Here is a 25,277-nt window from a genome sequence, read left to right on the forward strand (position 1 = left end):
GCTTGTGCTCCTTCGTCGCTAATTTTAGCTAAGCATTTATGTGCCAATTAGTAAGGCGTTGAGGCTGTCGGATTACTCCCACACCCCTCGACCTACCGCCAAAAGCTCAGTTAAACTGCTCCAAACAAACTTTACCCCGCTAGGTGCAACGGATGGCTCGATTTAAATACTAAAATTACGAGAAAACTAAGATGACCCCACTGCGATTTGCGGATCAGATACCATCGACAAATGGATCAGACGGAAGTTACGTTGTTATATCTGGAAGCAATGGGGCCGTAGTGGCTACCGTAGACTGCGTCGACTCGGTGTAGACCGATGGACGGCGTGGAACACGGCAAAGTCAGCGCACGGGCCTTGGCGTTTGAGTAAAAGCCCTGCGCTTTACAGGGCACTGCCGAACCGATATTTTAAAGGCTTGGGGTTGCCTTCGTTGGCAACATGATAAGAGATGAGGGAATGAACCGCCGTGGTACGTGACCCGTATGCCCGGTGGTGTGGGAGGAGGGGCATCGTGAGGTGCCTCCCTATCCCGATTAACTGTAAAAGATACCTCATCACCAGCCTTGACTATAATTACAACGTAATTACAATGTAAGGTTATGGATCATTTAAACTTCGAGTGGGATGCCAAAAAAAGCGTATCAAATATTAAGAAACACGGCGTCTCGTTTGAGGAGGCAAAAACCGTGTTTACCGATGAGTATGCGCGATTGATAGGCGACCCCGATAATTCACTGGATGAAGATCGTTTTATTCTACTTGGCACGAGCATTGATTCTAGGCTATTGGTTGTTTGTCATTGTATAAGAGAGGCAGACAGCATTCGCATTATTTCTGCTCGTAAAGCAGACAAACAAGAACGCAAAATATATGAGGGTTATCGTTATGCGTGATAATTATGATTTTTCAAATTCAGTAAAAAACCCTTACGCTAAAAAGCTCAAGAAGCAGGTTACTATAAGGCTAGATGAAGACACTGTAGAGTATTTTAAAGGGCTGGCTGACGCTAAGGGTATTCCCTATCAAAGCTTAATTAATTTGTATTTAAGAGATTGCGCTCAATCACATCGTGATCTGAAAATGCAATGGCAATAAACCAGTTAACAAGGCGCTCTACCGGGTTCCATAATTTGTCGCGATTTTTGCAAAGAAACGCAAAAAGCCGCGCCAAATTATTCCACAGGTAAGCTTGGTGTTAAACCTATAGGAGTTAGGAGGGTGTATGGAAAATTATCTAATATATGTAGGTGTTGCGATTGCTACCATTCTCTTGCCTGGGCCTGCTGTAATGCTAACTTTAAATAACTCTATTCAAAGGGGAATATTAAAATCATTAGCCGGAATCCTGGGAATTGCTTTAGCAATTTTGTTGGTAGCGATTATTTCTGCCACAAGTTTAGGTATCGTATTAGCCAGTTCAGCTATTGCTTTTAATATAATTAAAATTGTTGGAGCTGCTTACCTTATTTATCTAGGCGTAAAAATGTTCCGTAGTAAGGCTACTAATAATGATCTCTTTAAAGAGCAAGAAGGATCATTTTTTAAATGTTTTTTTGAAGGTTTTTTGGTTTCGGTCTCAAACCCAAAAGCCGTTATCTTCTTTATGTCAATATTTCCTCAATTTATCGATTTGAATCAGGAATATACACCACAGTTCATTTTGTTGGCTGTTACGTTTAGTTTTTTAGTAATTGTTATTCATACCATTTATGCTGTTTCCGCATCTTTTGCTAAATCAAAGCTTTCGTCTCAGAAAGGTAGCTCTCTGCTAAATAAAATAAGCGGCGGTGTTTTTGTTAGCTTTGGTGTTGGCTTAGCAGCATCAAGTAAATAGATATAACAAAAATATTCAAACAGAAAAGCTCTTGCTGGGCTTCGCCCAAAGCACTTGCGTTTTCTTTTTAGCATAGCGTTGTAACTACAGAATGAGCATTCAGTATTTTGTTATTTAGCCTTATGGGGCTGTAAAATAGGAATTGAGGTCAATATATGGAAAACGCTAAGGCTGATGCGGCTCTTTATCTTTTAACAGGTCTTCTTCAGCGTCTAAATGCTGAGCGTCCTGGCATGCTTAAGGAAATGATTGCGGGCGTGGAGGGTGATCGGGCTGCACTGCCTGACAACATAGAGAACAGGGAGCATGTGGAGAAGATTTTTGACGAGGCACTGGAATTGCTAGCCCGTGCAAACCAAGATGATTCCGCTGCGCTTTGCTGATTATAGAGCTGACGGTTTTAAATACATTATAGAAATCTCTCCACCCCTAAAAAACCATGCTAATCCCCGAATACTAGTAGTGATACATTTCAACAGATATGTATTCTGAATAATTGGTACGAGTAATAACATGATTGTCAGAACGTATTCGTTGTTAACTAGTGTATAACCTTTAACTAGTGCTGGCTGATTATCTTAACCTTTCCCAAGTGCCGATACGTTAAAGCCATAAAAGCGCCGTGACTTTATCCTGGCGTTAGCAAAAGATATAAAGCTGTTTTTTATGAAGTCAGATGCGAAATAAGAAATATCAGAGCCGAGTAACCCGGCTCTGATCGGTCTACTATTTTAGGTTATTCGACAGTGGCTACTATGCTGTTGTCGTTGTAAGTCAGGTTGATTGTGACTTGGTCTGCATCAACATTAGCAAACTCACCACCAATGTTACTGGCTGTTAGCAGCGTGTATTCTGTGCCTGCTGCTGGTGTCTGGTCGAACGTGAGTACCAGCGTGGCACCGTCGATATAGGCGGTTTCAGCAACGTTTACCTGAGTGTCGTCCGCATCCATTTCTATCGATAATGTGCCAGCGCTTTCTACCATTAGGTCTGTTACTTCCAGTGCGCCTTGCGCATCGACTTTCATATCACCTTCTGAAACGTAGACTGTCCCTGTACCAAACGCGGTTGTTGATTGTGCGCTAAGCACGCCTGTTTCAACAATGGTGCCGCCGCTGTAGCTGTTATCACCCGAGAGCATAAGGGTACCCGTACCTCGTTTCGTGAGTTTGCCGGCTCCTGTAATGTCATTACCCCAGTTATCGAGTGCGTTAAAACCTTCTTCAGCGGCGTTCATGTATACATTAACATCGCCGTCAAATGATCCGTAACCGTCACCAGCAACGGCTAAGTTGATTCGACCCCATCCGTTGGATGCGTCTAGCAGCGGGTAACCGGATTCGATCTCGGTGCTAGCGAGTACCGCACGACGTTGCTGATCGGATAGATAAGGAAAACGAGAAGCGATTAGGGCTTCAGCTCCTTCAGGTACGATAGGGGCTAGTGTAGTGTCACCGGTCTGAGGAAAGCCGTAGGTCATGCGCTCCGTGTGGAGTGCTTTAGCGTCTGCTTTGTCAGCAAACCAGTTGTTATTAAAGACATTAAGCGTTAATTCGTCACCGTCACGGAAGCTTCCTTGAGTTACTTCGCGGTTTGAGTAATCGTACAAGCTCATGCCAGCATCTGAAGCTTTAGCTCCAAAATAGTTTACAAAGTTAGCGCGTGCCGCTGCCGCTTCTTCTGGGCGGTTATTGAGCGCCCACGACGCGACAATAAGGGCTTGTATACGACCACCCATGACATCAGCAGGGGAGTGCATACCCGCTACGATGCGGTTTTCACCTAGCTGTGAGCCACGTAAAACGTGTTGGATAAAACGCTCTGGGTTGGCGTAAGCGTAGGCGGTTGCTGCCAGAATACCCGCATTGGTATGGCCAGAAGGGTAGCCATTATCTTTACGACGGTTTTCGGTTGTTTCGGTATATAGCAGATCGGCTTCGTGGCTGCTTGAGTGGGCGCGGCGGCCACAGTCTAAACCGGGTACAACGCTGACATTGGTTTCGTATTTATCGATGCGGTATTCCTTCACTTCGCGTGTGGATGATGAGCCGTCGATACAGTTGAGCGTTTGTACGCTTTGGAAGTTCGTTTCACCCTTGCTGTTCATGCGCCATGGGCGTGGCGTGCCAAAAATATACTTGGGGCCACTGGTTGATGCATACGAGTCACGGAAGACTTGAGCCAACTTGACTACATCACCGAGTGGGGTATCCGTTTGGCCACCGTAAGTAGAGTAGCTGTCATTGTCGCCTTTGGCATAACCGGTAGCATTAATGCCATCGCCTGCGTCGAGTACGTCTGTAAGGTAAATGGGTGCAGCCGATTCGGCAAAGGCACCAGAGTTGTCCGCGTAGTCTTCGGTTAATGGACCAAAGCCATCAATGGTGCTGTAGCTTTTAGAACGGTAGTCGTCGACAAAAGCCCACAGAGCTTGGTCATCGGTACGTTCTCTGGTCACGTCTTCAACGTATTTAATGTTCGCTTCCCAAGAGGCGGCGTCGACGATTTCAGTCCCTTCTGTTACATAGTCACTTGGCTGGCCGTTGGCTGCATTGTGTGGGTTGGGACCGTCACCTGCCTTGTAGCCATTATCTTCATCAGTGTAACTACCGGCGGTGGTTTGCCATTGTTCGGTGGTGCCTTTCCAAATGTTGTTAATCCCTGCTAGTGCTGTGAGTAGCGGGTTGTTATCACGATAGAAGCGGCCATCACCATCATTTAAAGGAAGGTTCTGATTTGTTGGTAATGGGTATTGGACAACGGGCAATTCGATGTCGGCTTCGTAGCCTAAACCTGTCGGCATTGTTGGCTTTGCGGCTGCTTTATTACTATCGCTGTCATTATCGTTGATGCAAGCAGTAAGCATCATGGCACTGACGGTTACCACGGTGGTGTACTGAAGGGCTTGCTTCGCACGTTTATAATCGGTTTTCATAGTTACCTTCTGATGAGATATGTGATCATGCATTTATCAATCAAGCCATATAAAGAACATCAAATGCCCTAACGGGGTAGCACGACCTGGGTTGTTTACGTGTAATTTGAGGGCGGGTACTTTGTCAGGTTGGCGTTACGGGAGCGTTACGGGGATCTTACGATTAGTTTTCAGATATGAAACAACTGCTTACACATGGTTACGTTGTTATTAAAAAGGCGGGAAGCGGAAGGTGTATATTTGAGTGCTTGAAGGGAGTGCAAGCTGCTCGTGCCACTCCCTAACCGATGTTGCAAACTATTTATTACACCACTTATTACACCACCGTTTCACTCAGCGTAGAGTGAATATGGTCTACCAATTCTTCTTCCAAATCTAAGCGTGCGGCTAGCATTGAAAGGTAGGCTTTTTCAGCGGGGGAGTCGATCTCTATGGCCATAATGGAAGCGACATAGACTTCAACGGCTTGCTCTTTGGTTGCAGCAGCGGCTACTAAGCTATCGATGTCCAATGGGCGGTTGAGTTGGTCGAATAAAAATGCTTTTTGGTCGTTATCCAGACCCAGCTCTTCGATTTTAGCGAAGATAGCTTGGTGCTCTGCACTGTCTATGTGTCCATCCGCTTTGGCTGCGGCAATCATGGCGCTGACTAAGGTAGCGCAAAAGTTATCGCTCTCGCTTTGGTCTTCGATTCGAAAGCCTGAATGCATAGGTGGCTCAGGGATAGCCTCGGGCTCTACAGGGGAGGCAGAACCCATTTGCTTGTTTTGTTGATAACCGGTGTACGCTTTATAAGCAAGACCAGCAACGAGTGCCATACCGCCGTATGTGGCTGCTTTCTTGGCTATTTTTTTACCTTTTTTAGAGCCTAGTAAATACCCTGCTAAGCCACCGGCGGCAGCTCCGCTCGCTAGGCTTCCGGAGTTTTTAGCGAGGTAATCTTTGCCTTTTTGTATTTTATCGTTGCTATTAGCACCTAAAAACTGGTTTAGCAGCGCTTGTGCATCAAACATTGGGTTGCTCCTTATGGTGGACTAATAACAATAGTCTTCTTGTAACCTGATATTAATGACATTTTTTTAAATAAAAAATTCAAGAGTGCTATAAAAACAACCGTGTTTCGTGCTGGCACTAGCACCGAGAGCATATGATGCTAAAGTAAAATAGTGTTGTTGCGGTTTTGAAGAATGGAGAGCGTTGAATGAAGCCAGTTAATTCTGTGTTGCGCGTATGGGTCTTGTTGTGTGTTAGGTGCAAGCTGGCTATAAGCGCACTCTTGTCTGTTTTAGTGCTAGCCGGTTGCTCGTCTACCCCTGTTAATAGTTACGAAAACTATATTATGAATAACCCCAGCCTTGTAGGAGTTAAGCGCTTGGTGGCTGAGGGTAAAGGGATTAATCAGGTGTATTTTCATGGAACACCCTTGTGCATGGCGGCCCGAAAAGGTGATATCCCTACCATGAAATACCTCATTTCGTTGGGTGCGGATCTAAATTTAGGGAACCGATTGGACAGTGATTTTATCAGCCCACTGCATGCCGCCGCTGCGGTAGGTAAAGACGAAGCCGTTAAATTATTATTGATTCATGGGGCGGATACGTCTTTAAAAAATGAGAGTGGTAAAACGCCTCTGATGATCGCAAGAGATAAGCGGTATTGGGATGTCGAGCAAGCGGGGTATGATCGTACAATCGCGATATTTGAGGCTTTTGAGCACATTAAACCTGCATGGGACGAGGCTACGCAAGAAGATACCGAAGCATCCTACACGGCATTTATTGAGCAGAACCCTAATACTATTTTACAAGAGGTAGCTATCGAAAAGCGTGAGGCGGCCATGTTGCGAGACTCAGCTCCTAGCCCGCAAGAGCCGCGTTTAGCAACGATGGCACAAAGTAACGATGCGCCTGCGATACAGCCTGAGTCGGTAGAGCCTGCAGCACAAACAAAAATTGTTGCTCCTAATGAAGACAACAAAGTGGATGCTGGCATGACTCAACCAGCCGAGGTAGTAAAAGAGGAGCACGCGGTTGAGGCTGATGATAAGGCATCGGCAACATCAAGTCCTGAACGTCGGTTACTGGTAGAAAAGGAGAAGTTCGCGGTTTGTAAAACGTATAATGTTGGTACTAAAACAACCGCGGGCTGTATCAATGTTCGGCTGGTTAGCAATGATGAGGCGTGCTCAGGCCCCGGTGATAGTAGCTGCTCCGATTCGATGCAAGGACTGTGTCAGGCGGTTGGTAAACAACTAGGGATTCCATTTGATGAGTTTTCTTCTGGGTTGGGAACCTTTGCGAGCGTTGACGCCTGTGTAGCTGCCTGTGATAAAAGTTATGGAAAAGCATGGGTGCAGTATGGGCGTAAATGCTTAGGGCTTGTTTCTAGTTTTTGATGTGCTGAGTTTGAGGGGGCAAAGAGTACCTTGCACCTCTCAAACTACGACGGTTCGTGATCACATGACGGACATGAGCATTTTGATACTCAATATCACAGATAAGATCCCAATAACTTTTTTTAACGCTGAAGCCGGCATATGAGAAGCTAATCGAACCCCTACACCGGTTGCCAAATAACTGCTTAAGGCAAAGATAAAGACGGCCGGTAAATAGATATATCCCACTGTAAAATTATCCCAGTCTGTATTTGCCCACCCGTTCATTAAGTACCCTAATGTGCCTGATAGCGCGACGGGAAAGCCAATGGCAGCTGATGTCCCTATCGCTTTTTTAATAGTAAAGTTTTGATGCATTAAGTAGGGCACGGTCAAACCTGCGCCGCTAACAGACACAAGTGCCGAAATTGATCCAATGGTTAACCCGCTTAGCGAATTCCCGGTGATACCATGAGGTTCAGGGTTTGAGGAATAGGTGGGGTTTAAGAACATTTTATAGGCGACAAACATCATAAATAGGCTAAAAAATATAGCCAGATAAACCCCTTGTACAAGCGATGCAAAAAACGTAGCAATAAAAGTACCTACCAATACACCTAGGGTCATTTTAATAGCCATGGAGATGTCTACATTCGCTTTCTGATAATGAGCACGCATACTGCCAAAGGTAGTGAATATCATGCCTGCCATGGATGATCCGAGCGCTAAATGCACCACGTTATTTTGGTCCATACCTTGTAATGTAAAGATCACGGTGAAAAGCGGGACGGTCATACCTCCGCCGCCTACACCTACCAGCCCCGCTAAGAAACCCACACCTAAACCGGTGGCCACATAGTAAAAAATATACAAGGGTTCAATCATTACCATAGCCTCTAACGTTATCGTGAAAGACAAATTTTATGGCATGATGAACAAGTACCGATAACGGTGTTTGGACAATAAATAATGAATAATGGCCATTGTGGATAAACAAATAACGTCTCAGCCGGATTACAGTGAGTGGGCGCATGGCCCCGAATTAATCACTAAACAATGGACGCGTGAGCCATCACGGCGTTTCAATCCTTATCAACGCCCTTACCAATGGCACAAGCACCTTCGTGGACAGCTTTTATGTATTGAGTCGGGATTAATACAGGTAAGAACCGAGAAAGGCACTTGGGTGTTGCCTCCGCACCGCGCCGGTTGGATCCCTCCGGATGCCATGCACAGTGTTCACTTTTGCAGTGCATTGCGAGGGTGGTCGTTGTTGCTTACGCCTGATGTGTGTGAGGCGTTACCTGCTTCACCGTGCGTCATAGGTATTAGTGATGTATTAAGGGCGTTAACCCAGCGAAGCAAGCGGTGGGATAAGGCCGAACCATTAGCCGTGGAACACAGGCGAATGCTGTCCGTAATAGTCGATGAAATAAGGCTTACGCCGCATGAATCACTCCATTTACCCATGCCTCAGGATTCCAGATTACAAAAGGTTACCCAAGCGCTGCTTGATGATCCGGGTAACCAAAGAACAGTTGAAGAATGGGCAGCGCTTGGTTCTGTCTCTTCTCGCACACTGCGACGCTTAATGCGAGCCGAAACGGGTTTAAGCTTTGCAAAATGGCAGCAACAAGCGAAGCTAAACTGCGCACTTGAGATGTTGGCGCGAGGAGTCTCTGTGGGCGATGTAAGCGATAAGTTAGGCTATTCGACCCCCAGTAATTTTATTGCGATGTTTAGAAAAGCCTTTGGTGATTCGCCTAAGCAGTACCTTATGAGCCGCTAATAGCTTGATTTTTAATCTATTTGATTTCCTGATAGGCAATAACTATTAAACTGATAAAATCAATTGGTTACCAATGTTTTAAAAATTGGTCAATACTGTAAACCTACTCTTGAACAAGCAACGTACTTCATACGAAAGATAGGATATTCAACATGTCTAATAATAAATGCCCAGTTATGCACGGTGGCGCTACAGAAAGCAGCCAATCAGTAACCGAATGGTGGCCAAAAACATTAAATTTGGACATCTTGCACCAACATGATGTTAAAACGAACCCGCTAGGTGAAGGCTTTGATTACCGTGAAGCGGTTAAATCCCTTGACGTTGCTGAATTGAAAAAAGACATGCACGCCTTGATGACTGACAGCCAAGCGTGGTGGCCTGCTGATTGGGGACATTACGGCGGCCTTATGATTCGTACTTCTTGGCATGCGGCGGGCACGTATCGTTTATCTGATGGTCGTGGTGGTGCATCTACCGGTAACCAGCGTTTTGCTCCACTAAACTCATGGCCTGATAACGCTAACACGGATAAAGCGCGTCGTTTGTTGTGGCCGATTAAAAAGAAATACGGCAACAAACTAAGTTGGGCAGACTTGATTACTTATGCAGGCACGATTGCGTATGAATCCATGGGGCTAAAAACGTTTGGGTTTGCATTTGGCCGCGAAGATATTTGGCATCCAGAAAAAGATATTTACTGGGGAGCTGAGAAAGAGTGGTTAGCGCCTAGTGGCAGTGAAGGTAGCCGTTATTCCGGAGAGCGCGACCTAGAGAACCCGCTCGCTTCGGTTATGATGGGATTGATCTATGTAAACCCTGAAGGGGTAGATGGTAACCCAGACCCACTAAAAACGGCCCAAGATATTCGCGTTACTTTTGAACGCATGGCCATGAACGATGAAGAGACAGTTGCGTTAACGGCAGGAGGCCATACGGTAGGTAAGTGCCACGGTAATGGCAGTGCAGAGATCCTAGGGCCTGAGCCAGAAGGCGCTGAATTAGAAGATCAAGGTTTGGGGTGGTTGAATAAAACCACGCGTGGTATTGGTCGCGATACGGTCACTAGTGGTATTGAAGGGGCGTGGACAACCAACCCGACACAATGGGATAACGGATACTTTGAGTTACTACTTAATCACGAATGGGAGTTGAAGAAGAGCCCAGCGGGTGCATGGCAGTACGAGCCAATCAACATTAAAGAGGAAGACAAGCCTGTTGATGTAGAAGACGCATCAATCCGCCATAACCCCATCATGACCGATGCCGATATGGCCATGAAGATGGATCCAGAATACCGGAAAATAGCTGAGAAGTTTTACAATAACCCGGATTACTTCTCAGAGGTGTTTGCACGGGCGTGGTTTAAGTTAACTCACCGTGATTTAGGCCCTAAAGCGTGCTACATCGGCCCAGATGTGCCACAAGAAGACTTAATTTGGCAGGACCCGATACCCGCAGGTAATACCGACTACGATGTTGATGCGGTAAAAGCAAAAATTGCAGCCAGCGGTTTAACCGTTAGCGAAATGGTGTCAACTGCGTGGGATAGCGCACGAACATTCCGTGGCTCTGATAAGCGCGGTGGTGCAAATGGTGCGCGTATACGCTTAGCTTTCCAACGAGCATGGGAAGGCAATGAACCGGAGCGTCTTGCTAAGGTGTTGCCTGTGCTTGAAGCTATAGCTGATCAAACGGGTGCCAGTGTAGCGGATGTTATTGTATTGGCGGGTAATGTCGGTGTTGAGCAAGCGGCTAAAGCGGGTGGTTTTGACATAACCGTTCCGTTCTCTCCTGGACGCGGAGATGCAACCGAAGAGATGACTGATATTGAATCATTTGATGTACTTGAACCAGTGCATGATGGATACCGCAACTGGGCTAAGCGTGATTACGTAGTCAGCCCGGAAGAGATGTTGCTTGATCGCACTCAATTGATGGGACTAACCGCACCAGAGATGACCGTATTGGTTGGAGGTATGCGTGTAATAGGCACCAATTACGCTGGTACTAAACACGGTGTGTTTACTGACCGTGAAGGCGCATTGAGCAATGACTTCTTTGTGAACTTGACTGATATGAATTACACATGGAAGCCGTACCGCAAAAACCTTTATGAGATCCGCGACCGCAAAACGGATCAAGTTAAGTGGACCGCAACCAGTGTTGATTTAGTGTTTGGTTCTAACTCAATCTTGCGCGCTTATGCAGAACTGTACGCGCAGGATGACAGCAAAGAGAAGTTCGTGAAGGACTTTGTCGCTGCCTGGACCAAGGTTATGAACGCAGACCGGTTTGATTTGGTGTAACCCAATAAATTAACGTGTAACCCGCGAGCCAATATCCCCACCTGTCTAAGGCAGCGTGGGGATTTTTTTGTCATATGTTGGGGTGGTTATTCATATGCCTGTTTATAAAAGCGCATTTAGCTTTTGAGTTTAAGCGGCTACTTGAGTTGCAATGTGAACTTTATAATTAGATGCTTATCTTTCTATATAGACAATAAAAATAACAATAATGGGTACTACTCAAGCTATACAGGAATCTTAACGTTATGAATCAAATCCTTATCTACTCCGACAGCCTGACTTGGGGCATTATTCCTGATACTCGTGAGCGCTTGGCATTTAATAAGCGCTGGCCGGGGGTGTTTGAAAACGCGTTGAACTCGTCTGGGAAAAATGTACGTGTGATTGAAAACTGCCTCAATGGACGCCGGACAACATGGGAAGACCCTTTCAAAGAAGGCCGAGACGGTTCGCAAGGTGTTGCTCAAGTGATCGAAATGCACTCTCCATTGAGTTTGGTAATCATCATGCTGGGTACTAATGACTTCCAAGTAACACACAACAATACTGCTTGGTTATCGGCTCAAGGCACGGGCAAAATCATTCAGATTATTCGTCAAGCACCGGTTGAGCCGGGCATGCCGTTACCGGAAATTATGGTCGTTGCCCCTCCACCCATTACAAAGCCAACGGGAGCTATTGCTGATAAGTTTGACGGGGCTGAGAAACGTGGCGTTGGTTTAGCGATGGAGTTAGAAAACATTGCCAAAGTACATGATACCTATTTTTTTAATGCGGGCAGTGTTACTCAGGCCAGCGTTAAAGATGGGATTCATTTAGACGAAGATCAACATCAGGTCTTAGGTAAGGCGATTGCGCAGGCCGTAGCTGAGCGAATAGACCTGTGGTAAAGGTTAATCCGTTTAATCGCGACTAATGTTCTATAGGTGAGGCTTTAAAAAAGTAAAAATCCAACGGTTAAGAGTGTTAGTTTATACAAAGAAACCTTTGGATATTTTTATAAGAGATTGTTATGGAAGCTAGTTTTTGGCATCAAAAATGGGAACGTAAAGAGATTGCTTTTCACGAAGGTGATACAAATGCCTTATTGTTAGCACACTTTGATAAGTTGAATTTAGCGCCTAGTAGCCGCGTATTCATCCCGTTATGTGGTAAAACGCGAGATATAGCTTGGTTATTGGCATCTGGCTATCAGGTTGTGGGTGCCGAGTTAAGCGAGCTGGCTATTAAAGCGTTATTCGAAGAGCTAGGCGTTGAGCCAAATATTACATTGCATGGCAATTTTATGCGTTATCACGCGCCTGATATTGATATTTTTGTCGGTGATTTTTTTCATTTAACCGCTGAAATCATTGGAGAGGTTGATGCTATTTATGACCGGGCCGCTTTGGTGGCGCTTAATGACAGTTTACGTGGTCAATATGCCGAGCACCTTATCAATATTAGCCGTGCTGCGGCGCAATTAATTATTACTTATGAGTATGATCAAACGGTTATTCCAGGACCTCCTTTTTCGGTAGAAGAATCGCAAGTCCGCGAATTTTATGAAGCGACCTATCAGCTTACATTTGTCGAGCGCCAAGCTATAGAAGGCGGTTTAAAAGGGAAAGTGGCGTCTTCGGAAGCGGTTTGGCTACTTAAAGCCAGCGTCTAAACTTATGAGTTGATAACGGTCATGTTGGGCTGCTGACCGTTATCAATAGTAAAAATCACAATGGGTTATCCTTTCCAAAATGGCTTGTTGGCTTCATTGAGTGCTTCTGCACGGCTGACACCAATATCTTTTAATGCATCATTATCAAGTTCTCTTAGAGCAAGACGAGTGCGACGGCGCTGGTTCCATGTTGTTAAGTCTTGACGTCGTTGCGCGATAAATGTGCGAGCATGCTGTGCAAGTGGCGTAAAGAATACGGCCAACGAGTGGGATAGCGGTGCATGCGTGCTGTGTATGGCTAGCGTGTTAAGTGGTGCTTTCATGGTAAATCTCCTTAGTGGAATTGTCGTTCTTGGTGCTGGATGTAGATTGCTACTAAGGGGAAAGTAAATCTAATCGTTCCTTTTTATAGGGGTGTTCAGTAATTGTGATCATAGGCTGTGGTTACATGTGCTTTAATAATGCAGGACTAGCACGCAACTGATCATGAGGGATTGGGCAGATGGAGTTATATCAACTGAAATCATTCGTTAAAGTAGCTGAGCTGGGTAACTTGACCCGCGCATCCGAGGCTCTGTTTACAAGCCAACCCGCGATTAGTGCCCAAATTAAAGCATTAGAAGAGTTTTTAGGAGTTCAGCTCTTTGTTCGTTCGGCTAAAGGCATGAACTTAACAGAGGCGGGTAATCGCTTATATGATGACGCCTGCGTTACGCTGGCGGCGGCCGATAAACTGCACCAACGCGCTTTGTTATTGCGTGATGAAATTGTCGGTGAGTTAAAAATTGGTATCCATACGGACTTTGACTTTGTAAAAACGGGGGCGTTATACCAAGCCATGAAAGCGCGCTGTCCTCAATTGAATTTGCATTTTTATCAAACCTCCAGCGCAACAATTATAAGGCCCTTACGCACCGGCGAGTTTGATGCGGGCTTCTCATTTGGTCCTAAAAAAAGTGGAGAGTTGAGTGTTGAGGTGCTAACCCAAGTACCATTGAAGGTGGTGATCCCTAAAGTATTCTCACCTGAGTTAGGGCAGGCTGACCTAGCCACCTTGGCCGAATTACCGTGGGTTTATACCTCTAATTCATGTCCTTTTTACGGTATTTGCGAAGCATTATTTGCGGGCGAGTCCGTGTCGCCGCAGCAACTGGCCTGGGTGGATACAGAAGAGGCAATGGTTGCACTCGTTAAAGCGGGCGCTGGTTTATCCATTTTACGAGAAGACATGGCGGCTCGGTTGGAGCAAGAAGGTTTGGCGTATGTATGGGAGGGAGAGGTGCCTGAAATTGAATTTAACTTTGTTACCACGTTGCGCCGTCAGCATGATCCTCTCATTTCATTGTTCCGCGAATGTATTTATGACTGTTGGCAGCTAGAATTCCCAAAAACTACAGACGTACAAAGTGCATAGATGACGATAAATACCATTGAACAGACTCTGGGCACGGAAGCAGGAAAAGGAAAGAAGACATGTTAGGAATAGTTGTTTGGGGGCTGGCGCTAGGGCAAGCATTATTGATCACGGGGAATATTCTTTTAGTGTCGGTCACTGCTTTAATAGGCCAGAGCATCGCACCGCAAGGGTTGGCAACTGTGCCTGTGGCTCTACAATTTTTGGGTTTAATGAGCAGTACATTACCCGCCGCGTTATTGATGGGGCGTTTAGGTCGTAAAAAAGGCTTTTTACTAGGTAATGTAGTGGGGGTAATCGGAGCCGGTTTAGCGTTTTATGCCGTTAGTGAATCGCTATTTCTGCTGTTTTGCTTATCCACCTTCTTACTAGGGATTGCTATTGGCTTTGGGCAGCAATACCGGTTTGCTGCAACAGAGCATGCTCCTAGCCATAAAGCACCGCAAGCAATCAGTTTGATTATGGGGGCCGGTGTTATTGCTGCTGTTTTAGGGCCTAATATGGCAATTTGGTTTGAGTATTTGTTCCCTGATGTGCAATATTTGGGGGCTTTTGCCGTGTTGTTTGTTTTGTATGTACTAACCACCTTGCTCATTTACTTTTTGCCGCTTAAGCCATTGAGTGTCGATGAGCGCGCTAGCTCACCACGCTCATATGGGCAGTTGTTGCGACAGCCGCCACTGATTGGAGCCATAGCCGCTGGGGCTATTGGTTATGGTGTTATGGTGCTTATTATGACGGCAACGCCATTGGCGATGCACTCAGGGGGCTTTAAATTTGGTGATACCGCCATTGTTATCCAATGGCATGTGTTAGGTATGTTTTTACCCTCGTTTTTAACGGGTAAGCTTATTTCCCGATTTGGGTCTTACGCCATTATACAACTCGGCTGTGTGTTGCTTTTGGCCTGTATTGTTATTAATCAGTTGGGGCAAAGTTACTCAATTTATATGGTGGCGTTGATCTTGTTAGGGGTGGGCTGGAACTTCACGTTCATTGGTGCAACCACGTTACTCACCCAGTGTTATGAGCCTGCTGATAAAGCGCGCGTCCAAGGTGTTAATGATCTAATTGTTTTCTCATTTAGCGCTGCAGCGAGTGTCTTAGCGGGTTATTGGCACAATTTGTTTGGTTGGGAAATGCTTAATTTAATGATGGTTCCAGCCATAGTCGTGGCTATGTTGGCATTGATCGTGACACAACGCAGACCAATAAAGGAAATGTCGGCACTTAATTAGATACTGACGTTTAGGTGTAAAAATAAGAGGGAGAAGTCATGCTTTCGCAAAATGATACCGGCTTAATTATTGTTGATATTCAGGGTAAGTTGGCCGAGATTGTTCATCAGAGTGAATCCGTGATTGCCAATGCCACGGTTTTAGCCAAAGGGGCTAATTGTTTAGGCTTGCCTATTGTGTGGTTGGAACAAAACCCCAGCCGGTTAGGCGCTACAACGGCAAGCTTGAGTGATGCTTTAGGTGATTATCAACCCATACCCAAAATGACGTTTGATGGCTGTGGGGCTGATGCATTTAATGAGGCGATTGAAAAAGCCGGTGTTAAAAGCTGGCTAATCTGCGGCATTGAGACACATATCTGTGTATATCAGACGGCGATGAGCTTGCTACAAAAAGGCTACAACGTAGAGATTGTCAGCGATTGCGTGGCGTCGCGAACCGCGCAAAATAAGGACATGGCAATCACGAAGCTACTGTCTAAAGGTGCGGGTGTCACGAGTTTGGAAATGTGTTTGTTTGAGATGATTGGCGATTGCCGTTCACCAGCATTTAAGGACGTGTTACGGCTTATTAAATAAGCAGTACCGCCGATTTTAACTAGGCGGTACTGCTTATCACTTAAGCGTTATCTAGCTCAACAGCCTCTAGTAGTTGTTCAGGTAGATCAGGGAAAGCGCTAAATACACGGTTCCAGTTAGGAATGAACGGTATTTCCATTGGGTTATGCAGGTACTTTTCGCCTGCATCTAAAATGCTGCCTGAGAAAAACTCAATCGTGCTAGTTTCACTATTGATATCAATCGATAATCCATTGATATGGGCGTCTGCATCGTATTTTTCCAACATATCTAAGGCTTCACGCAAGTAAACTGCCTTTAATGCACGGAAGAACGAGCTATCCATTGTGGTGCCTTCTGTCCCTAACTTGCGGAAGACAGCTTTGGCAATCTCGTATGTCATGCGCGATAGTCCTCCGTCGTGGTCGGAAGTGCCCATGTCTTGATGTTTGTGGTCATAGTTATCGGCAATATCAACCTGACACACACGGCGTGGGGTCATGTTGCGGTAAGCTTCCGACAAGATCCCAATCTCCAAGCCCCAATCACTGGGGATTCGGATGGCACTGAGTAGGTCGGTACTGAGTGAGAATTCCCCGGAAAGCGGATATCGGAATGCATCGAGAAATTCGAGATAATCAGTGTTGCCCAATAGTTTTTTCAGGGAGGTAATCAGTGGCTGCACAAATAAGCGAGTTACGCGGCCACTGAGTCTGCCTTCGCTGTTAACACGTGTGTAGTAACCCTTACAAAACTCGTAGTCTAATGCTGGGCTAACAATGGGGTAGAAGAGCCGAGCGGGGATATCACGCGAATAGGTTAAAATATCGCAATCGTGTAATGCCACCGCTTTACTGTTATTGGCCGCTAGTATGTAACCAATGCAGTACCATACATTGCGCCCTTTGCCTGGTTCTGATGGGCCTAACCCTGCTTTTTCAAGTGAGTCCGCTATGGCACGCAAGCGAGGGCCGTCGTTCCATAAAATCATTTTCTTTTGCGGTAAACGGTCGAAAAACTTTTTAGCTTTTTCAAATTGTTCTTCATCGGCTTGGTCGAGACCAATCACAATTTGGTTGATGTAGTCTGCTTTCTTAAGTTCTTCGATAATGTTTTCTAGTGCGGGACCTTCTAATTCTGAATACAGTGAGGGTAATAACAAGGTCATTGGGTTGCGTTTGGAATAACGACGCAGTTCTTTTTCTATCTTTTCTAATTCGTAACCCGGAAGACGATGAAGCGTTGTAATGGATCCGGTTTGTTTGTAATCAGACATGGTTCTCTCCGTATTATTCTTGTAAAAGCATCATAATGGCGGTGTTCCATCCGAGTGGCCCTGGTTCTTTTGTTCGGATAATTCGACGACCTTCCGCTTTTGCGCTCTGTTCCGATATAGCAAGAGGCGTGCCATCAGGATTTAAAATAACAATCCCGATATCTGCTGCCGAAATCATTTCTTGATCATTGGGGCCATCACCCAATGCTATTACCGTTGGCTTTATTTGGTGTGTCGTTTGGTATTCATTGATAAGGTATTGCATGGCTTTAACCTTATCGGTATCGCCCATTACATGCCAAAAGCGCCCACCACGTTTTAAGGAGAGGCCTTTTTCGTTCAGTTGGGCTGTAAAGCGTTCGAGTGCCTCTTTGGTGTCTTTCCAGATCAGTGGTTCTGACGCTTGTCGTTTGGCCGCGCGTGCTGCGGATTCAAGAGGTAACCCCGTGATATCGGATATTTCTTGGTCTGTCCAATCATGGAAGCCCGCAAACAAATAGTCATGTGCTTGCTTTAGCTCGTCTAATGTTTGGCAAATAAAGTCATAATCTTTGCCTAGGATAACGGGGGCTGCGTGGCTGGGCGGCTGGATAATACTGCCGTTTTCAGCAATTATGGCGGTATCTAAGCTCAATTCACCTGCAATTGCTTCAATTTCGGCAATCGTTTTGCTGGAGTTTAAAATGACGGGGATGTGCCTTTCGTGCAGCTGTGCCAAGGCGGGTTTTGCAGGCGCAAAACTATAAGAGTGGTGATCTAAAAGCGTGCCGTCGAGATCGGTAAAGACCAGTGCATGTGTCATCATTGGCGGCTCTCCTTATCGTGTATCGCATTCACTTTATCAAGGCGCGATGCCGTCTAAAAACGGTATCAAATCTATCAGCTGCCAATATACTCTCATGAATATTTGTTGTGCTCTTATTTCATTGAGAGTAGGCCATTGAGTTTCTATTTAACTGATAAATAATGATAATTTAATGACATAAAAACATGATGAAGATTTTTTTACCAGCTATCTTATTGTGCTTAAGCGAATTCTGGACCCGTTCTGCATGCTTTTGTGTTTAAGTACGTGAACGCTAAATGATAAGCCCTGTACGGTTGTATTTTTTCCATCGCGAATCAATAGGTAAAGTGGATGGTCTCTACACATGCGTCGCTGAACAAAGGCGTTAATTAGCAGACTAAAAAGCTATTCATGCTGCGCTGCAGCTAGTTATACTGACGTCACAAGCTAACATTGCTACTTAAAGGAAACACCATGCTTGAAGATCTGCATCTGAAAATCCGCAACCTTGAAAAGTCAGATTACCCTCAACTAAAGGAGTTGATGGATTCTATCTATGACGATATTGGGGGGGCGTGGCCAGAACATACAATCTTTAAGTTGATGGAAGATTTACCTGAGGGGCAAATTTGCTTAGTGGATCACGACCAAATTGTCGGCGTAGCACTCTCTGTGCAAGTAAACTACCTTCGTTTTAGCAACCCGCATACATACGATGATCTTATTAGCGCAAAAGAAACCATTTTGAATAATCCTGATGGCGATGCGCTATACGGGCTAGATGTACTTATTCATAAGGATTATCGGGGGTATCGTTTAGGACGACGTTTGTATGAAGCGCGTAAAGAGTTATGTCGTCAACATAACCTGCGTGCCATTCTGGCGGGTGGGCGCATACCCAATTATTACCAGTATGCAGACGAAATGACGCCAGTTGAATATATCGAAGCGGTTGACCACAAGCGAATTTATGATCCTATTCTAACTTTTCAGTTATCAAATGACTTTCAGGTAACACGGTTATTGAAACAATACCTACCTGAAGATGAAAAATCTCAGGGGTATGCAACGCTATTAGAGTGGCGGAATATCTTCTTTGAGCCAGAAGGCAGTGTTCTTGAATCCCGTAAAACGCTTATACGTATTGGTGCTATTCAATGGCAAATGCGAGAAGTGGAGTCTGTTGAAGAAATGCTCAAACAGGTTGAGTATTTTATTGATGCGCTTTCAAGTTATAAAAGCGACTTTGCTTTGTTTCCCGAGTTTTTCAATGCACCATTAATGGGCTTGAGCCCAGATCAGCGTAACCAAACAGAAGCCATTCGTTTTGTGGCTAGTTTTACTGAGTTATTTAAAAACGAAATGTCTCAAATGGCTGTGAGCTATAACATTAATGTGATTACAGGGTCGTTGCCGTTAGTAGAAGATGATCAACTGTATAACGTGAGTTACTTGTGCCGTCGAGATGGCACCATTGAGGTGCAAAGTAAGATTCATATTACACCGCATGAACGTCGTGACTGGGTTATTCAGGGCGGTAATGAAGTTAGGGTATTTGATACCGATGCGGGCCGAGTGGGAATATTGATTTGCTATGATGTCGAATTCCCTGAACTGGGCCGTATCTTGGCTGAGCAAGATATGGACATATTGTTTGTACCGTTTTGGACAGACACAAAAAATGGGTATTTACGCGTGCGCCATTGTGCTCAAGCGCGCGCAATTGAAAACGAGTGCTATGTGGTTATTTGTGGTAGCTGCGGAAACCTCCCTCAAGTTGAAAATTTGGATGTTCAGTACTCGCAAGCGGCGGTGTTCTCCCCATCGGATTTCTCCTTCCCGCATGATGCTGTCATGGCGGAAACAACACCCAACACGGAAATGATCATGTTTAGCGACCTCGATTTGGATAAGCTAAAACTGGTACGCAGTGAAGGGTCAGTTAATAATTTGAAAGATCGCCGGACAGACCTTTACAGCCTCGCTTGGAAGAACAAAACGCTGTAATTGCTTTGATAAGTTTGAGAAGAGCTCAGTTCGGCTCTTCTCAAATGTTGGGTGTGACTTTACTGGCTGGCTAGGTACACATCGTAGAAGAAATACAGGGTTGTAGCGACACTCGCCACAATGACAAAAGCGCGAACCCCTTTTTGTGGCAAACGACGAGATAGATGTGCTGCAAAATATCCCCCCGTGAGCGTCCCCAGTAGCACTAGCGTACCCGCGTACCAAGCGATGACGCCGTCCCAGATAAATAATGCTACCGCAATGATTGATACCGCTGATGAAACCAATAACTTGATTCCGTTCATTGCGTTAATGTTGGTATAACCCGCTAAGGCTAAATAGCTTAGGCTTATAATGCCTAAACCGGCATTAAAAAAACCGCCGTATGTGGATACGCCAATTAATAACAAACTTAATAAAAAACCACCCAATGCGGATGCATGTTTATGATGCGAGGCGGTATGTTTGAGCCAACGGTTTACATCGCCCCCCCAAATAAACATCACTGTCGCAAATAATAATAGCCATGGTATCGCTTGTCTGAAGGTTGCATCAGAGGTGTGCAGCAGTAAATACGCGCCTGCTAGTCCGCCAATCAAACTCAGTACTAAGATTTTAGGAAGTTCCGCTTTGTGCTCTATCAGCTCTTGGCGCAAAGCAAACGTACCGCTTAAATAACCAGCCGATGACGCAAAAGTATTGGTGGCGTTTGCGCTGACAGGGGGGATCCCCATAAAAATAAGGGCTGGGAAGGTAATAAAACTACCTCCACCGGCAATGGAGTTAAGAATGCCGCCTAAAAAGCCTGCAACAAATAAAAATACAATTTCAAACACAACGACCGCTCCGTGGAACAAACCAAAGGGGCGCACATTAGCATTGCGTGGCGGGGATGAGTAGATACAGATTGCTTCGTTATGAGCAGAACAGTTCACAACAATTTAGGTGTTTTTGTTGCTAACAGGGACACCGCGCTGATAAGTCAGTAAAATGCGGCCTTTACTATAACTAAGTAACCCTCGGTCTAATTTTACGAAACTAGCGCCGCGTGTGTGGAAGCCAACATGATACGCCTTACAAATATTCAACTACCCTTAGATCACGATGAGTCTGCTATACGCTCTGCGGTGCTTGCGTTTTTATCGATTAATGACCACGAACTCATCAGTTACCACATACACCGGCGTGGTTATGATGCCCGTAAAAAAACAAATATTATTCTTATCTACACATTGGATGTAGAAACGACCAAAAATGAGAGCTTGCTCGAAAAATTTGCAGATCATCAGTTAGTTAAACCCACACCCGACATGAGCTACAAGTTTGTTGCACAAGCACCAAAACAACTGGAAGAGCGTCCTATTGTTATAGGTTTTGGCCCTTGTGGTTTGCTAGCTGGCTTGGTTTTGGCTCAAATGGGTTACAAGCCGATTATTCTCGATCGTGGTAAAGAAGTGCGCGAGCGCACTAAAGATACATTTGGCTTCTGGCGCAAAAAGATACTGAATACTGAATCCAACGTGCAATTTGGTGAGGGCGGTGCCGGTACTTTCTCTGACGGTAAGCTATACAGCCAAGTAAAAGATCCCAACCACTATAGCCGTAAAGTACTGCATGAGTTTGTAGAAGCCGGAGCGCCCGAAGAGATCCTGTTTGTGAGTAAGCCACACATAGGCACTTTTCGTTTAGTTTCTATGGTAGAGAAAATGCGCGCCCGTATTATCGAACTCGGTGGTGAGATACGCTTTAGTGCACGTGTTGATGATATCCAAATCGAGGACGGAAAAATTTCAGGTGTAGCGTTAGCGAATGGTGAGGTCATTAAATCGAGCCATGTTGCTCTAGCCATTGGCCACAGTGCGCGTGATACCTTCGAAATGTTGCATGCAAAGGACGTATACATCGAAGCGAAGCCGTTTTCGGTTGGCTTCCGTATTGAGCACCAGCAATCATTAATTGACGAAGCCCGTTTTGGACCTAATGCAGGTAATGAGATTTTAGGGGCTGCTGATTATAAGCTAGTACACCATTGTAAAGGTGGTCGCTCAGTTTATAGTTTCTGTATGTGTCCTGGAGGCACGGTAGTGGCGGCCACATCAGAGGAGAACCGTGTAGTCACTAATGGCATGAGTCAGTACTCCCGAGCGGAGCGTAATGCGAACAGCGCTATTGTTGTTGGCATAGACCCAACGGACTACCCGGGCGGCCCTCTGGCGGGTATTGAGTTCCAGCGTCAGTTAGAAAGCAACGCCTATCGGTTAGGTGGTGAAAACTATGATGCCCCAGCCCAAAAAGTAGGGGACTTTCTTAAAGGGGTATCTTCTGAAGCACTTGGTACGGTGGAGCCTTCATTTAAGCCGGGCATTAAATTAACCGACTTGTCTCACGCGTTACCTGACTTTTGTATTGACGCTATCCGCGAAGCGATACCTGCATTTAACCGTAAAATAAAAGGCTTTGCACTGGACGATGCGCTGTTGACTGGCGTTGAAACGCGAACGTCAGCGCCTATTTGTATTAAGCGAGGCCCAGATTTCCAGAGCATAAGTACAAAAGGTTTATTTCCGGCAGGAGAGGGCGCCGGTTATGCTGGTGGGATCATGTCGGCGGCAATAGATGGCATTAAAGTAGCAGAAGCAATGGCGTTGAGCATCAATGCGCAGCGATAGCATAAGTTAGTCAATCGCTCACGCAGATTACTTGCGTGAGCGGTGTTTTACCACATTATTGTGCCGAGCGGCTTTTGCTAACCTTGTGGCGTGTATTAACGTTCCGGCTACAGCGCTTTTTTCTTGCCTTCTCGCATCGCCAGCCACCACATCACCAATCCACATACACTGAGAAATGATGCGGCATAGCCTGTATCAGCAATACTGAATCCCGCTGTGATCACTAAGCTACCCGCCCAAGGGCCAATGGCGTTAGCTAAGTTAAAAGCACATTGTACGAGTGCACCCGCCATAGCTTGACCTTCGGGCGCGATATCCATGAGGCGAGGTTGGATAATGGCGGCAAGGCCTATGCTGCAACCAATCAGAAAAACGACCGGCACTAGTGTGAGTAGGCTGCCCGCTGCGCTGGGGTAGATAGCCAGTACAATGGCAGAAAAAATAAGTATGAACAGTGCCGCTTTCATTGTGGACTTATCGGCCGCCCAGCCACTGACTAAATTACCGATGGTTGAACCCAAACCAAAGATGACCATCATAATAGGTATCCAGGCTGCCGGAGCGTGGGTTACTTGTCTTAGTGTTTCTGAAAGATAGGTATAAACACAAAAAAGGCCGCCACCGCCAATGGCAGCTATACCTAGGGTGTACCACACTTCGCGGCTTTTGAGCGTTTCTAGTTCTTTTAACGGACTAGCGCCTTCTTTAGCGGGTGGGTTAGGCGCAAAGACATAAATCATGATGGCTGCCATGATAAAAAGTAACGTGACCATAACGAAACTCCAACGCCAGCCAATGTTTTGTCCCATCCAGGTGGCTAAAGGAACACCGGCGATAGTGGCAATGGTCAACCCTAAAAATACCTGCGACATAACACGTGCTTTCATTGTCGAGGGGACCAGAGACGCGGCAAGCAGCATAGCTGTGCCAAAGTAGGCTCCGTGAGATAAACCACTAAGGAAGCGAAAAAACACTAACCACCCTAACGATGGTGATAGGGCACTTAAACCGTTGGCAATCGCCATAGCGGCTGTGAGTATAAGAAGTAATTTGCGGCGCCTAACCCTTACGGTCATCACCATTATAATAGGTGAACCAACCACCACGCCTAAGGCGTAAGCACTGATAGCATAGCTAACATGCTCAACACCAACCCCTAGGTTTTCGGCAATGTATGGCACCATTGTCATGGATGCGAACTCTGTCGTACCCAGTGCAAATGTACCCAAAGCAAGCGCAATAACAACCCACACAAGTCCTGCCTTAGGTGGTGTCGAATGAGTGATTGAGGTGTTCAATGTCGTTAAGTCCTGTTATCGATCGTTATGAACACGATCATGCATCATGTAATAAGCGTATTTTGTGCTAGAAGTTTCGGAATGGGAAATGATTTGATGCAGTGAGATTGGAACAGTGTAATCTAGTCTTCAGTCGCTTAGCGTTCGCTTTAAGAAAGCCCATAGCTAAGGTCACGTAGAGTACGGCTTTTTGGTGGTTATTCGAATGACAGTACAAATTGAGCTACCTGATAATTTTTCTGTTGATGCATTTTTATCTTTTCACCGACGCGATAACGCTATTGTCTCAGAGCAGATCACTGAGCGCACTTTGCAAAAGGCAATCATGCTCAACGCTAAGCCGGTAGTGTTAACTTTTATGTTTGGTAATAAGACGGTACAGGTTAGCGCTAAGGTCGCTGGGAGTGGTCCGCTTGTAAATAAGGGGGCATTGGAGAATGAGTCGATCGAGCAGCTAGCTATTCATATGCTAGGGCTAAGGCAATCGAGTGGGGAGTTTGAACATAAATTTTCAGATCACCCTCAAGTAGGGGAGCTTATACAACGGCAACGAGGTTTGCGTGTGCCGCAAACGGCAACTCCATTTGAGGCACTGAGTTGGGCTATCATTGGTCAGCAAATTAGTGTTGCCGCTGCTGTTAGTATTCGGCGCCGGATGATTATATCGGCGGGTCAATCGCTGACAGGAGAGGCACTATCGCATGCTTATCCAGATGCCAATGATTTGCTCTTACTAGGGCATGACGGGTTAAGAGCCTCTGGCTTCTCGCAAAACAAAGCGGCCACCATGATACGCGTTTGCGAGGGGGTGGTAGAGTACGATTTTTTACCAGCCCATGTATCATCCCAAACTGAGATGCAACGTGTGGTAGACAAGTTAGTTGCCATTAAGGGGATTGGTCCGTGGACGGTTAGCTATGCGTTACTTCGTGGATATGCATGGCTGGATGGTTCATTACATGGAGATGTTGCGGTAAGACGTAATTTGCAACCGTTCTTGTCGCTAGATGAGCCGCCAAGCGCAAAAGACACCGAAAAGTGGCTCAATCAGTTCTCACCTTGGCGGGCATTAATTGCAGCTCATTTATGGCAAAGCCAATCATTGTCGGGCTTTTGATTGGCTTTGCATATTAG

23 protein-coding genes are annotated in these 25,277 nt (G+C 45.7%); 15 read left to right on the plus strand and 8 right to left on the minus strand.

What is annotated here, in order from left to right; all coding sequences use genetic code 11:
- Nucleotides 1–602: 602 nt before the first annotated feature.
- From OW491_RS06370 to OW491_RS06385, 4 genes are all read left to right on the plus strand, one after another.
- The gene (locus OW491_RS06370; RefSeq protein WP_290035190.1) at nucleotides 603–896 is read left to right on the plus strand and encodes a BrnT family toxin; all 294 of its coding nucleotides are present in this window, start codon (nucleotides 603–605) and stop codon (nucleotides 894–896) included.
- Nucleotides 889–1,098, plus strand: a complete 210-nt coding sequence (locus OW491_RS06375; RefSeq protein WP_290035191.1) for a BrnA antitoxin family protein — start codon at nucleotides 889–891, stop codon at nucleotides 1,096–1,098. Before OW491_RS06370 ends, OW491_RS06375 begins: the two co-directional genes overlap by 8 nt.
- 127 nt (nucleotides 1,099–1,225) lie before the next feature.
- Nucleotides 1,226–1,837, plus strand: coding sequence for a LysE family translocator (locus OW491_RS06380; protein WP_290035193.1), 612 nt, complete (start codon nucleotides 1,226–1,228; stop codon nucleotides 1,835–1,837).
- Nucleotides 1,838–1,992: 155 nt separating this feature from the next.
- Entirely contained in the window at nucleotides 1,993–2,220 is a 228-nt protein-coding gene (locus OW491_RS06385; RefSeq protein WP_290035194.1) for a hypothetical protein, read from the plus strand.
- Between the two features lie 353 nt (nucleotides 2,221–2,573).
- On the opposite strand, the gene OW491_RS06390 is transcribed toward OW491_RS06385, so the two are convergent.
- Complete coding sequence (locus OW491_RS06390; protein WP_290035195.1) at nucleotides 2,574–4,772, minus strand: phosphatase PAP2 family protein; 2,199 nt, start codon at nucleotides 4,770–4,772, stop codon at nucleotides 2,574–2,576.
- Between the two features lie 316 nt (nucleotides 4,773–5,088).
- On the minus strand, nucleotides 5,089–5,784 hold the full coding sequence (locus OW491_RS06395; RefSeq protein ID WP_075172559.1) for a tellurite resistance TerB family protein: 696 nt from the start codon (nucleotides 5,782–5,784) through the stop codon (nucleotides 5,089–5,091).
- A 188-nt stretch (nucleotides 5,785–5,972) separates the two neighbouring features.
- Between OW491_RS06395 and OW491_RS06400 the strand changes: the two genes are divergently transcribed.
- Complete coding sequence (locus OW491_RS06400; RefSeq protein WP_290035196.1) at nucleotides 5,973–7,166, plus strand: ankyrin repeat domain-containing protein; 1,194 nt, start codon at nucleotides 5,973–5,975, stop codon at nucleotides 7,164–7,166.
- Between the two features lie 60 nt (nucleotides 7,167–7,226).
- Here OW491_RS06400 and OW491_RS06405 read toward each other — a convergent pair whose 3' ends face one another.
- Nucleotides 7,227–8,030, minus strand: coding sequence for a sulfite exporter TauE/SafE family protein (locus OW491_RS06405; RefSeq protein ID WP_290035197.1), 804 nt, complete (start codon nucleotides 8,028–8,030; stop codon nucleotides 7,227–7,229).
- A gap of 100 nt (nucleotides 8,031–8,130) precedes the next feature.
- On the opposite strand from OW491_RS06405, the gene OW491_RS06410 reads away from it, so the two are divergent.
- The 4 genes from OW491_RS06410 (at nucleotide 8,131) to tmpT (ending at nucleotide 12,897) form a co-directional block, all read left to right on the plus strand.
- Complete coding sequence (locus OW491_RS06410; RefSeq protein WP_290035199.1) at nucleotides 8,131–8,934, plus strand: helix-turn-helix transcriptional regulator; 804 nt, start codon at nucleotides 8,131–8,133, stop codon at nucleotides 8,932–8,934.
- Nucleotides 8,935–9,086: 152 nt separating this feature from the next.
- A complete protein-coding gene (gene katG / locus OW491_RS06415) occupies nucleotides 9,087–11,243 on the plus strand; it encodes a catalase/peroxidase HPI (RefSeq protein ID WP_290035200.1) in 2,157 nt (718 codons plus the stop codon).
- 245 nt (nucleotides 11,244–11,488) lie between these two features.
- Entirely contained in the window at nucleotides 11,489–12,133 is a 645-nt protein-coding gene (locus tag OW491_RS06420; RefSeq protein ID WP_290035202.1) for an SGNH/GDSL hydrolase family protein, read from the plus strand.
- Nucleotides 12,134–12,255: 122 nt separating this feature from the next.
- Nucleotides 12,256–12,897 carry a thiopurine S-methyltransferase gene (gene tmpT / locus OW491_RS06425; RefSeq protein WP_290035203.1) on the plus strand — a complete coding sequence of 214 codons (642 nt, stop codon included), beginning with the start codon at nucleotides 12,256–12,258 and terminating at the stop codon, nucleotides 12,895–12,897.
- Nucleotides 12,898–12,962: 65 nt separating this feature from the next.
- Here the strand turns inward: tmpT and OW491_RS06430 are convergent, their stop codons facing one another.
- Nucleotides 12,963–13,220 (minus strand): DUF1127 domain-containing protein, encoded by a 258-nt coding sequence (locus OW491_RS06430; RefSeq protein ID WP_083609984.1) that lies wholly within the window; start codon nucleotides 13,218–13,220, stop codon nucleotides 12,963–12,965.
- A gap of 179 nt (nucleotides 13,221–13,399) precedes the next feature.
- Between OW491_RS06430 and OW491_RS06435 the strand changes: the two genes are divergently transcribed.
- Genes OW491_RS06435 through OW491_RS06445 form a run of 3 tightly spaced genes read left to right on the plus strand, consistent with a single transcriptional unit; the run spans nucleotide 13,400 to nucleotide 16,127 of the window.
- Nucleotides 13,400–14,311, plus strand: a complete 912-nt coding sequence (locus OW491_RS06435; protein WP_075172552.1) for a LysR family transcriptional regulator — start codon at nucleotides 13,400–13,402, stop codon at nucleotides 14,309–14,311.
- 59 nt (nucleotides 14,312–14,370) lie between these two features.
- Nucleotides 14,371–15,549 carry an MFS transporter gene (locus tag OW491_RS06440; RefSeq protein ID WP_075172551.1) on the plus strand — a complete coding sequence of 393 codons (1,179 nt, stop codon included), beginning with the start codon at nucleotides 14,371–14,373 and terminating at the stop codon, nucleotides 15,547–15,549.
- Between the two features lie 38 nt (nucleotides 15,550–15,587).
- Nucleotides 15,588–16,127, plus strand: a complete 540-nt coding sequence (locus OW491_RS06445; RefSeq protein ID WP_075180181.1) for a hydrolase — start codon at nucleotides 15,588–15,590, stop codon at nucleotides 16,125–16,127.
- 40 nt (nucleotides 16,128–16,167) lie between these two features.
- Here OW491_RS06445 and OW491_RS06450 read toward each other — a convergent pair whose 3' ends face one another.
- Together OW491_RS06450 and OW491_RS06455 are read right to left on the minus strand one after the other, a co-directional pair.
- Nucleotides 16,168–17,382 (minus strand): glycosyl transferase, encoded by a 1,215-nt coding sequence (locus tag OW491_RS06450; RefSeq protein ID WP_075172548.1) that lies wholly within the window; start codon nucleotides 17,380–17,382, stop codon nucleotides 16,168–16,170.
- A gap of 13 nt (nucleotides 17,383–17,395) precedes the next feature.
- Nucleotides 17,396–18,187 (minus strand): HAD-IIB family hydrolase, encoded by a 792-nt coding sequence (locus tag OW491_RS06455; RefSeq protein ID WP_290035205.1) that lies wholly within the window; start codon nucleotides 18,185–18,187, stop codon nucleotides 17,396–17,398.
- A 456-nt stretch (nucleotides 18,188–18,643) separates the two neighbouring features.
- Here OW491_RS06455 and OW491_RS06460 point away from each other — a divergent pair, with 456 nt between their 5' ends.
- Nucleotides 18,644–20,176: a carbon-nitrogen hydrolase family protein gene (locus OW491_RS06460; RefSeq protein ID WP_075172547.1), complete on the plus strand. Its 1,533-nt coding sequence runs from the start codon at nucleotides 18,644–18,646 to the stop codon at nucleotides 20,174–20,176.
- 59 nt (nucleotides 20,177–20,235) lie between these two features.
- On the opposite strand, the gene OW491_RS06465 is transcribed toward OW491_RS06460, so the two are convergent.
- The gene (locus OW491_RS06465; RefSeq protein ID WP_212667420.1) at nucleotides 20,236–21,012 is read right to left on the minus strand and encodes a sulfite exporter TauE/SafE family protein; all 777 of its coding nucleotides are present in this window, start codon (nucleotides 21,010–21,012) and stop codon (nucleotides 20,236–20,238) included.
- A 228-nt stretch (nucleotides 21,013–21,240) separates the two neighbouring features.
- On the opposite strand from OW491_RS06465, the gene OW491_RS06470 reads away from it, so the two are divergent.
- Nucleotides 21,241–22,845, plus strand: coding sequence for an NAD(P)/FAD-dependent oxidoreductase (locus OW491_RS06470; protein WP_290035206.1), 1,605 nt, complete (start codon nucleotides 21,241–21,243; stop codon nucleotides 22,843–22,845).
- A gap of 107 nt (nucleotides 22,846–22,952) precedes the next feature.
- Here the strand turns inward: OW491_RS06470 and OW491_RS06475 are convergent, their stop codons facing one another.
- Nucleotides 22,953–24,098 carry an MFS transporter gene (locus OW491_RS06475; RefSeq protein WP_290035207.1) on the minus strand — a complete coding sequence of 382 codons (1,146 nt, stop codon included), beginning with the start codon at nucleotides 24,096–24,098 and terminating at the stop codon, nucleotides 22,953–22,955.
- Between the two features lie 250 nt (nucleotides 24,099–24,348).
- Between OW491_RS06475 and OW491_RS06480 the strand changes: the two genes are divergently transcribed.
- Nucleotides 24,349–25,260 carry a base excision DNA repair protein gene (locus OW491_RS06480; RefSeq protein WP_290035208.1) on the plus strand — a complete coding sequence of 304 codons (912 nt, stop codon included), beginning with the start codon at nucleotides 24,349–24,351 and terminating at the stop codon, nucleotides 25,258–25,260.
- Nucleotides 25,261–25,277: the final 17 nt, after the last annotated feature.

Source organism: Neptunomonas sp. CHC150, from assembly GCF_030397555.1.
Classification (GTDB): domain Bacteria; phylum Pseudomonadota; class Gammaproteobacteria; order Pseudomonadales; family Balneatricaceae; genus Neptunomonas; species Neptunomonas phycophila.

Excerpts from the sequence above, each read along its gene's own strand:
- OW491_RS06380 (WP_290035193.1), top strand. The coding sequence starts at position 1,226 with ATGGAAAATTATCTAATATATGTAGGTGTTGCGATTGCTACCATTCTC.
- OW491_RS06440 (WP_075172551.1), top strand. The coding sequence starts at position 14,371 with ATGTTAGGAATAGTTGTTTGGGGGCTGGCGCTAGGGCAAGCATTATTG.
- OW491_RS06430 (WP_083609984.1), bottom strand. The coding sequence starts at position 13,220 with ATGAAAGCACCACTTAACACGCTAGCCATACACAGCACGCATGCACCG.
- OW491_RS06480 (WP_290035208.1), top strand. The coding sequence starts at position 24,349 with ATGACAGTACAAATTGAGCTACCTGATAATTTTTCTGTTGATGCATTT.
- OW491_RS06460 (WP_075172547.1), top strand. The coding sequence starts at position 18,644 with ATGCTTGAAGATCTGCATCTGAAAATCCGCAACCTTGAAAAGTCAGAT.
- OW491_RS06445 (WP_075180181.1), top strand. The coding sequence starts at position 15,588 with ATGCTTTCGCAAAATGATACCGGCTTAATTATTGTTGATATTCAGGGT.
- OW491_RS06395 (WP_075172559.1), bottom strand. The coding sequence starts at position 5,784 with ATGTTTGATGCACAAGCGCTGCTAAACCAGTTTTTAGGTGCTAATAGC.
- OW491_RS06455 (WP_290035205.1), bottom strand. The coding sequence starts at position 18,187 with ATGATGACACATGCACTGGTCTTTACCGATCTCGACGGCACGCTTTTA.
- OW491_RS06435 (WP_075172552.1), top strand. The coding sequence starts at position 13,400 with ATGGAGTTATATCAACTGAAATCATTCGTTAAAGTAGCTGAGCTGGGT.
- OW491_RS06400 (WP_290035196.1), top strand. The coding sequence starts at position 5,973 with ATGAAGCCAGTTAATTCTGTGTTGCGCGTATGGGTCTTGTTGTGTGTT.
- tmpT (WP_290035203.1), top strand. The coding sequence starts at position 12,256 with ATGGAAGCTAGTTTTTGGCATCAAAAATGGGAACGTAAAGAGATTGCT.
- OW491_RS06420 (WP_290035202.1), top strand. The coding sequence starts at position 11,489 with ATGAATCAAATCCTTATCTACTCCGACAGCCTGACTTGGGGCATTATT.
- OW491_RS06370 (WP_290035190.1), top strand. The coding sequence starts at position 603 with ATGGATCATTTAAACTTCGAGTGGGATGCCAAAAAAAGCGTATCAAAT.
- OW491_RS06385 (WP_290035194.1), top strand. The coding sequence starts at position 1,993 with ATGGAAAACGCTAAGGCTGATGCGGCTCTTTATCTTTTAACAGGTCTT.
- OW491_RS06375 (WP_290035191.1), top strand. The coding sequence starts at position 889 with ATGCGTGATAATTATGATTTTTCAAATTCAGTAAAAAACCCTTACGCT.
- OW491_RS06470 (WP_290035206.1), top strand. The coding sequence starts at position 21,241 with ATGATACGCCTTACAAATATTCAACTACCCTTAGATCACGATGAGTCT.
- OW491_RS06390 (WP_290035195.1), bottom strand. The coding sequence starts at position 4,772 with ATGAAAACCGATTATAAACGTGCGAAGCAAGCCCTTCAGTACACCACC.
- OW491_RS06450 (WP_075172548.1), bottom strand. The coding sequence starts at position 17,382 with ATGTCTGATTACAAACAAACCGGATCCATTACAACGCTTCATCGTCTT.
- katG (WP_290035200.1), top strand. The coding sequence starts at position 9,087 with ATGTCTAATAATAAATGCCCAGTTATGCACGGTGGCGCTACAGAAAGC.
- OW491_RS06405 (WP_290035197.1), bottom strand. The coding sequence starts at position 8,030 with ATGATTGAACCCTTGTATATTTTTTACTATGTGGCCACCGGTTTAGGT.